General features: G+C 63.7%; 6 protein-coding genes. 3 read left to right on the top strand and 3 right to left on the bottom strand.

The features are described from left to right. Positions 1–800: 800 nt before the first annotated feature. Positions 801–1016, bottom strand: a complete 216-nt coding sequence (locus AC6CIE_RS19280; RefSeq protein ID WP_498093381.1) for an isoleucyl-tRNA synthetase — start codon at positions 1014–1016, stop codon at positions 801–803. 289 nt (positions 1017–1305) lie between these two features. On the opposite strand from AC6CIE_RS19280, the gene AC6CIE_RS19275 reads away from it, so the two are divergent. Then, the gene (locus tag AC6CIE_RS19275; protein ID WP_343736923.1) at positions 1306–2229 is read left to right on the top strand and encodes a LysR substrate-binding domain-containing protein; all 924 of its coding nucleotides are present in this window, start codon (positions 1306–1308) and stop codon (positions 2227–2229) included. Between the two features lie 155 nt (positions 2230–2384). Here the strand turns inward: AC6CIE_RS19275 and scpC are convergent, their stop codons facing one another. Continuing rightward, positions 2385–3902 (bottom strand): succinyl-CoA:acetate CoA-transferase ScpC, encoded by a 1518-nt coding sequence (scpC, locus tag AC6CIE_RS19270; protein WP_498093379.1) that lies wholly within the window; start codon positions 3900–3902, stop codon positions 2385–2387. Positions 3903–4149: 247 nt separating this feature from the next. Here scpC and AC6CIE_RS19265 point away from each other — a divergent pair, with 247 nt between their 5' ends. Together AC6CIE_RS19265 and AC6CIE_RS19260 are read left to right on the top strand one after the other, a co-directional pair. Further along, entirely contained in the window at positions 4150–5076 is a 927-nt protein-coding gene (locus AC6CIE_RS19265; protein ID WP_498093377.1) for a LysR family transcriptional regulator, read from the top strand. A 227-nt stretch (positions 5077–5303) separates the two neighbouring features. Beyond that, on the top strand, positions 5304–7718 hold the full coding sequence (locus AC6CIE_RS19260) for a DUF3772 domain-containing protein (RefSeq protein ID WP_286940050.1): 2415 nt from the start codon (positions 5304–5306) through the stop codon (positions 7716–7718). A 22-nt stretch (positions 7719–7740) separates the two neighbouring features. Here the strand turns inward: AC6CIE_RS19260 and AC6CIE_RS19255 are convergent, their stop codons facing one another. Next, complete coding sequence (locus AC6CIE_RS19255; protein ID WP_498093375.1) at positions 7741–8433, bottom strand: hypothetical protein; 693 nt, start codon at positions 8431–8433, stop codon at positions 7741–7743. Positions 8434–8442: the final 9 nt, after the last annotated feature.

Raw genomic sequence — 8442 nt, 5'->3', positions numbered from 1 at the left:
CGGATAAATCCAAACCAGGTCATACGTCGCTACTCAAAGGAAGTGAGGTATGTTCTTAAACTTGACGTCTAAGGTACTTCACTTCTAGTGAGCACTTGATTTCTTGTGCTTGCGATCCAGGCCGAAACCCAAACCGCTGCACTCGCATCAAGCGCCCACACTTATCGGTTGTTTAATTGTTAAAGAGCGGTACTGCGAAATTCTGTACTACTGGTTTCTGCCTTCAACTTCGGCTAACTTCGCTTTCGCGTCGTCGCTGTCGTTGCAGCAGAGAAACGAGATTATGAAGAAGTTTTTATCGCTTGTCAAGTCAGCTGCGCATTTTGCTTTGCTTTCTTGCTGCGACCTCTTCAGGTCTCGCCAGGACTTTCGCCCTGCCCTAGCAGCTGTCGAAACATCAGGGTAAACCCTAACTTTTCGGCAACCGCCAAGCCCAAGACTATAGCACAATTTTTGCAGATCTTGCAACTGGCTTCTGCCCAATTTGCGTCGATCTTTGCAATAACCGCGAAGCGCTCATTTCTGATTGCTGTTGCGGCAGGTGATGTCGGGATGCCCCGCCTCGCCTGTTGCACTTGCTTGGCTTCGCGTCTCAAAAACTGTGTGAGCTGCGAAGGAGCGAGACTATAGCACAGAATTTTGCGCTGTCATGTGGGTGTCGCAAATTATGTTGCTCTCTCTGGAGAGGCGATCTCGGCGCTGTATATATAGACGCTCTATATATATATACGCGCCGCAAGTGGACGTATCCCCGAGCCCTCGGGCAGGATTTCCGCGGCTCGCGGCTGCTCCATCCCGGACTACCAACGGATGTAATCAATGTGGCGAAGGCGGGAAAGTTCGCGCCTCACGCTGGCTTCGTTGATCAGCCATGTGGGTGCGCCCACGTCGCTGAGCAGGTGCGGCTCCATGTCCTGGGCCATGTTGCGCATCCGCGCCGTGTTGCGCCAAGCGCGATAGGCGTGCCAAATGCGCGTGAGGAAGCTGCGGTCCGGCGCTTGCGCGGCCTCCAACACGGCAGGCGTTGCAGGGAGTGCGGGCGATAGCCCGAGGGGTGCAGAACGCGAAGGTATGGGCGCGACGGGTATGGACGCGACCGTTACGGACGTGACAGGTCCGGCCGTGGGCAGGGGTCCGCGGGGCGTGCCGACCAAGGAAGACGTGGGTATGAGAGGTTGCGCGGTCATAACGGGCTCCTTTTGTTCCGTTTTGGTAAGCGTAAGCGCCCAAAGACCCGTTGAAAATCGAATTGTTTTGGCCTTTTCGGTAAGCTACGATTACCAATATTTCTTGAATAGGCCTGCCATGCGGTTGCCGCTGAATACCCTCCCCGCTTTTCGCGTTGTTGCGGAACTGCAGAACCTGCGCGCCGCCGCTGAGCGGCTGCACTTGACGCACAGCGCCGTGAGCCAGCAAATCAAGGTGCTTGAAGAGCAGATTGGCTTTCCGCTTTTCGAGCGTAGCGGCCGTGGCATCGTGTTGAACTCGGCCGGTGCGGCGTTGCTGTGCAGCGTGCAGGGCGCCATGGCGTTGCTCGACGAAGGGCTGATGGCGGCGAACGCGGCCGCGAGCGGACGCGAACAACGGTTGCGCGTGTCGGTATTGCCATCGTTTGCGCAGCGCTGGCTGTTGCCGCGCATGGCGCGGTGGCGCGCCCGGCATCCGGAACTGGCATTGGAGATCGAGACTTCCCAGCAGGTGGTCGATCTGGCGCGGGACGGATTCCATGCCGCGCTTCGGATCGGGCAAGGGCCGTGGGCCGGGGCGGAGTCAGAGCCGCTGTTTGATGTGCCGCTGCCGCTCATCGTGCTGGCGTCGCCTGAGACATTGGCGGCCCTGCCCGACAATTCGCCCGAAACGCTGGCGCGGCAGCCTTTGCTCGGCGAACGCGAGCTTTGGCAGCATTGGTTCACGGCGGCCGGTTTTCCAACGCCGGTCACGCCCGTGGCTTCGTTCAATGATGCGGGGATGATGCTGCAGGCTGCCGAGCAGGGTTTGGGCATCACGCTTGGCCGTGAACTGCTGGCGGCCGACGCGCTTTGTGCGGGGCGGCTAGTACAGGTGTCGCCCGTGCGCGTGCATTACGAACTGGGGCAGACCTACCACCTGGTGTACCGGCCAAGCTTGCGGGATTGGGCGCCGCTGAATGCGTTCAAGCAATGGCTGCGCGACGAGTTGGAGATGTCGCGCCAGACGCTTGTGACATCGAAGCCCGAGGACGAAAGCTAGGTCTCAGGCGAAAAAAAAGGCAAAGCGGCGTACAGCTGCTTTACCTTGACCAAAACGCGGCGCCCCGCAGGACGTTGCCTGGAACAGCCTGGTTTCGCTTCGCTCGAAATCCCAGGCGGACGCCGCGACGGCGGCAGTCAATCTTCAATCCCGCTTCAGGCCGCCTTGCGCTCCGATGCCGCGACGGGCTGCATCGAGTCGGTTTCATTGAACCGCTGGTGCCAGGAGAACGCTTCTTCCAGCAGATGCGGCGTCTGGCCGCCACGGGCGCAAGCACGATCGAAATAGTCTTGTAGCGCGTCGCGGTACGACGGATGCACGCAGTTCTGAATGATGGCGCGGGCGCGCTCACGTGGCGCAAGGCCGCGCAGATCCGCCAGACCGCATTCCGTGACGAGCACGTCAACGTCGTGCTCCGTGTGGTCGACGTGGGACACCATTGGCACCACGCTGGAGATGTCGCCGTTCTTGGCCATCGACTTGGACACGAAGATGGCAAGATGGGCATTGCGGGCGAAGTCGCCTGAGCCGCCGATGCCGTTCATCATGTGCGTGCCGCCAACGTGTGTGGAGTTCACGTTGCCATAGATGTCGAATTCCAGCGCCGTGTTGATGGCGATGATGCCCAGGCGCCGCACGATCTCGGGTGCGTTGCTGATTTCTTGCGGACGCAGCACGATGCGCTGGCGGTAGTGCTCCATGTTGGCGAGGATCTTCTCGTACACGGGCTTGGATACGGTGATGGACGACGCCGAGGCGAATGCCAGCTTGCCCTGGTCGAGCAGCTCGATCGCGCTGTCCTGCAGCACTTCGGAATACATGACCAGGTTCTCAAAATCAGACGATTCGAACCCGTGCAGGACCGCGTTGGCGATGGTGCCGATACCTGCCTGCAACGGCAGCAGCGCGTTGGTCAGGCGACCAGCATCCACCTCGCCGCGCAGGAATTGGTTGATGTGACCTGCAATGGCGTTGGTCTCGGTATCGGGCGGCAGCGCGTTGGAGGGGCTGTCGGGCTCTTGCGTGATGACGATGGCGGCGATCCGGGCAGGATCGACCTCGATGCAGGTCTGACCGATGCGCTGGTCCGCAGACACCAGGCCGATGGGCTGGCGGGCGGGACGGTCGCCGGGAACGTAGATATCGTGCAGGCCTTCGATGGCGGCAGGCACGCTCATGTTCAGTTCCACAATGATCTTGTCGGCCTGCTGCACGAACGACGCGGAGTTGCCTACCGACATGGTCGGCACGATCGCGCCGGATTCCGTGATGGCGGCGGCCTCGATGATGGCCACGTTGATGGGGCCCAGATGGCCCGCCCGCAACTGCTCCACCGTTTCGGACAAATGCTGGTCGATGAAGGCGATTTCACCCTGATTGATCTTGCGGCGCAGGGTCGTGTCGACCTGGAACGGCAGACGTCGTGCCAGCGCATTGGCCTGCGCCAGCATTTTGTCGGTGTCGTGGCCGAGTGATGCGCCCGTGATCAACGTGATGGCGAGCGGTTCGCGTTCTGCGCGCGCTGCCAGCGCGGCCGGCACCGACTTACAGTCGCCTGCCCGAGTGAATCCGCTCATTCCGACGGTCATTCCGTCCTGAACCAGTAAGGCGGCCTGTTCGGCTGAAGTGATCCTGGCGTGCAGGTCGGCGTTACGGATCCGGTCGAAAGGCATGGTGTCTCCAAATTCAAAGGCTGGCGGCTTAGGGCCGGGCGTAGCGGCTGGGGTCTGCAGCGCCCGGGCACCGTCTGACGCGGCGTTTCCCGAAGTCCCGAAGGCCGTGGATACGGGCGCCGGGACGATTTTTCGGCAGTATAGGAAGCCGAGGGCAAATCTCGTAATGACTTAAAATCATCCGTTCCAGTCGTTTTTTTCATCATTTGAATTTTTCTCGCGCACGGCGCGGAGGGTCAGCTTTCCCATGGACGTGCGCGCATTGCGGTATTTCGTGGAAACCGTCAGGCATGCCAGCTTCACGCAGGCGGCCAAGGCGCTGTTCGTCACGCAGTCCACAGTCAGCAAGATGATCCGGCAACTGGAAGAAGAAGCCGGCTCGCCGCTTCTGATCCGCGACGGGCACACTGCCCGCCCTACCGATACCGGCCGGGTCATGTACCAGCGTGGCCTTCAAGTGCTGGAGACGATGCGCCAACTGTCGGAGGAAATGCGCCAGACCGCGGAGCTGGGACGCGGGGCTCTCGAGGTCGGTATCCCGCCCATGATCAATCTGCTGTTCACGCCCGTTGTGAAACGGTTCCGCGAATTGCATCCCGGCATCCACCTGACCCTGCGCGAAGGCACGGGCCAGGCGGTGGAAAACCTGGTGGCCAGCGGCGAACTGGAGGTCGGCGCCACCATCCTGCCTGTCGCCCCCGACAGCGGTCTGGCCGCGCAGGCTTTTGGCAGCTATCCGATCTGGGTGATCGGGCCGCCAGACGCCCCGTGGGCCGGAAAGACGTCGCTGCCGCTGAGCGCACTGCGCGAGGCGCGGCTGCTGATCCCCACCGACGACTTCGCAATCACCCGGCGGTTGCGGCAGGCGTTTGCCGATGCGGGTCTGCAGCCCAGCATCGCGGCGCAAAGCGCGCATTGGGATTTTCTGGTGGCAATGGCCTCGGCAGGACTTGGCGTGGCCCTCTTGCCCGAACCGCTGATGCAGCGGATGAAGACCCGCGGCCTGAGTACCGCGAAGCTTGCGAAGTCGGGCATCCAGTGGGAGGTTGGCCATATCTGGCTGCAGTCCAGCTATCTGTCGTTTGCCGCGCGTGCATGGTTGCAGGTCTGCGACGCGGTGCTGGGCAAGCCTCGCACGCGGGCTGCACTGGCGTCCGGACGCCAGTTGAAGTGAATCCAAACGTTCGGCTGGTAAACAGGCGTTGCGACAGCCGTCATGGCCGGTCGGCATGCTGATCTGGCCGGCCAAATCCGGCCCCAATTTCCCGGCCCGCTAGCGAGGTCAAGCCCACGAACTAGCACCTCTAAAAATACAGGGACGCAACACCAGTTTTTGTTGCAACGGGTGAGGCGGCGGCTTGTTATGCTGCCGCCTCCACGCGAGCAACTCGCCCCAAAAACATGATCCCGACCACGCCCACTCAGCCCTTTCGCGCCCGCCTACCCCGCGCGCCCAACCTGGCGGCGCTGCTTGCTGCGCTGCTGCTGGTCTTCTGCTTCCTGCCCGCCTTTGCGGCGCCGCCCGCCGCCCCCGCCGACACCGAAGCCGTTCTGGGTGCGGCCCGCAAGCAGATTGACGAGATCCGCAAGCGGGTCCCCGACGAAACGGACGACGCCGTGCTGCTCAAGCAGCGGGGCGAGGCGCTGGACATCCAGTCCAAGGCAGACGCCGCAACTGAAGCGCTGACGCCGCAACTGGCCAGCGTGACCGCACGCCTGAGCGAACTGGGCACGCCGCCGGACGGCGCGAAGGAAGCGCCGGATGTGGCGGCGCAGCGCGCCCAGCTGGAAAAGAACAGCCGCGCGCTGGACGCGCAGATCAAGTTGGCGCGGCTGCTGTCAGTGGATGCCGGCCAGACGGCTGAACAGATTTCAGCCCAGCGGCGCAAGCAGTTTCAGGCACGCTTGGGCGAGCGTCGCGACTCCTTCCTGTCGGGCCAGTTCTGGGCCGAATTCCGCCAGGAGTTTCCCCGAGATCTGGAACGGCTTGAAGCGTTACGCGACGACCTGTCCACCGCCGTGGGACAGACGCCGAAATGGGGTTGGCTGCTGCTGACGGTCGTTGCCGGTCTGGCAATTGCACTGCGCGTCTGGGTTGGCCGGTATCTGCTGCGGCTCACGGCAACCCGAGTGCCGCCCGGACGGCTGCGCCGATCGTTTCTGGCGGTGGCCCTCGTGGCGCTTTCGGTCGCCACGCCTGGCGTGATCGCCTTGCTCATCCAGACCGGCCTGGACTGGAGATCGCAACTGTCGGACAGCACCGATTCGCTCCTGACCAACCTGGTAGCCACGGTCTGCTTCGGCGGCTTCGTGTCGGGGATGGGCTACGCCTTGCTGTCCACCAATCGTCCGTCCTGGCGCCTGCCGCCGGTCAGCGACATCGTGGCGAACCGGCTGCGCTGGCTTCCCGGCACGCTGGGCGTGCTGGTGGTCCTGATCTGGCTCGCGGAACGGTTGCCCGTCCTGCTGGACGCCAGCCTGACCACGACCATCACCCTGACCGGCATCGTGGGCGTGTTGAGCATGGCGTTGCTTGCCGCCGTGCTGTTCATCGGCCGCCGCCTGCGCCGCCAGGTCATGCAGGACAGCGAAGCGCCGATTCCGCTCTGGGTCTCGCTGATGCTGGCCGCCATCTGGACGGTGCTGATCGTCAGCTTCGCTAGCCTGCTGCTGGGTTACGTGGCGTTCGGCAGCTTCCTGGTCAAGCAGGTGTTGTGGGTGCTGATCGTGCTGGCGTCGGCCTACCTGGCATCGACGCTGGTCGAGGACGGTTTCAGCACCTTGTTGGGCACGGCGCACCGCGAAGGCGGTGAAGGCGAAGGGCCCAGCATGCGCGATCAGGCCGCGGTGCTGCTGTCCGGACTGGGTCGCGTGGCCATCGCGCTGCTTGCCATCATTCTGGTGTTGGCGCCGTTCGGCGAAGCGCCGATGGATCTGGTGCAGCGCTTTGACCAGCTCCGCAAGGGCCTGGCCATCGGCGAGGCGCAGATCCGGCCCGGCGCGGTGCTGCAGGCGTTGATCGTGCTGGCGCTGTCGCTGCTGGGCGTGAAGATGCTCAAGCGCTGGCTATCCAACCGCTATCTGCCCACCACGGAGCTGGACCCGGGCATGCAGTTGTCGGCCGCGACGCTGTTTGGGTACGGCGGCTTCGTGCTGGCCGTGGCGTTGTCGCTGTCGGCCGCGGGAATCGGACTGGAGCGGGTCGCGTGGATCGCGAGCGCGCTGTCGGTGGGTATCGGTTTTGGCCTTCAGGCGGTGGTGCAGAACTTCGTGTCGGGCCTGATTTTGCTGGCCGAGCGGCCGGTGAAGGTGGGCGACTGGGTTTCGCTGGGCGGCGTCGAAGGCGACATCCTGCGCATCAATGTGCGCGCCACCGAGATCCAGATGGGAGACCGGTCGACGGTGATCGTGCCCAACTCCGAATTCGTGACGAAAACGGTGCGCAACGTGACGCGGTCCAATCCGCTTGGCCTGGTGCAGATCAAGCTGCCCATGCCGTTGTCGACGGATGCCGAGCAGGTGCGTGAACTGATGCTGCAGGCGTTGGCGGATCACGAAGACGTGCTGGAGTCGCCGGCGCCCAACGTCTTCCTGGACGGTATCGACGCAGGCCACCTGATCTTCAATGCTAGGGGCTATGTGTCGTCGCCGCGTGCCGCGTACGGCGTGCGCAGCGCGCTGCTGTTCACGGTGCTCAAGCGCCTGGACGAGGCCAAGCTTGAAGTGTCGTCCCCGCCGACCATGCTGCTCGCGTCGGCGCCGGAACCCGCGCAGGCGCCCGCGCCCGTCGCGGTCCCGCCGCCCGCCACGCCCTGATTGCCGTCATGCACAGGCCGCTTCAGCCGGGAGAGTACAGGTCGGCGAACTGTTGCCGCTCTACGCGAGGGTTGCGCAGTGGCGGCGCGGTGAACGCGGCGCTGCGCGCTGACAGCACCGGATAGCCCTGCACTGCCGGCGTTGCCGCCGCTTGCGGCAGCGCCGTCGCCGTGCCTGCAGTCTGGACGGGCGTCTGCGGCGCGACCTGCGCCACGGCGCCGCTGTCGAACCGGTGGTCCGCCGTCGTCAGCGCAGGATTGGTGCAGAGCCCCTGCGCCACCAGCGCCGCCTTGGTGCGATCGTCGGTCTGGCACAGGATATCGATGGCCGCGGTTTCCAGACGCCGCGAGCGATCCGCGTCCTTGGTCGATGCCGCAGCCTGCATCGTGCGCTCGAAGTTGCGGCGCAGACTGCATTTCTGGTCCTCGATCGGAATCGCGACGTTCATCCCGAAACCCACCACGGACCCGCCGCCGCCCGCTGACACCATGCAGCTGTCCGACGAGAACGAGCCGTAGAAGCTCTGGCCGCCAACCGGCGGTGCGCTGCGCAACGTGCTGGTCCCGCTGTTGCTTGAGTTGAGTGTGATGCCCTGGTTGTTGCCCGCGTTGGTCGACCCGGACGATGCCGACGTCGTGGAACTGGACGTGCTGGTCTGCGCCCCCGCCGACATGGCGGCGAGCGACAGGGAGATGGCTAGAACGATGCTCTTCATGATGTCCCC

The organism is Achromobacter sp. GQ309, from assembly GCF_059759315.1.
Note: the sequence above shows the minus strand (reverse complement) of the source record. Positions and strands in the feature narration are given on the sequence as shown.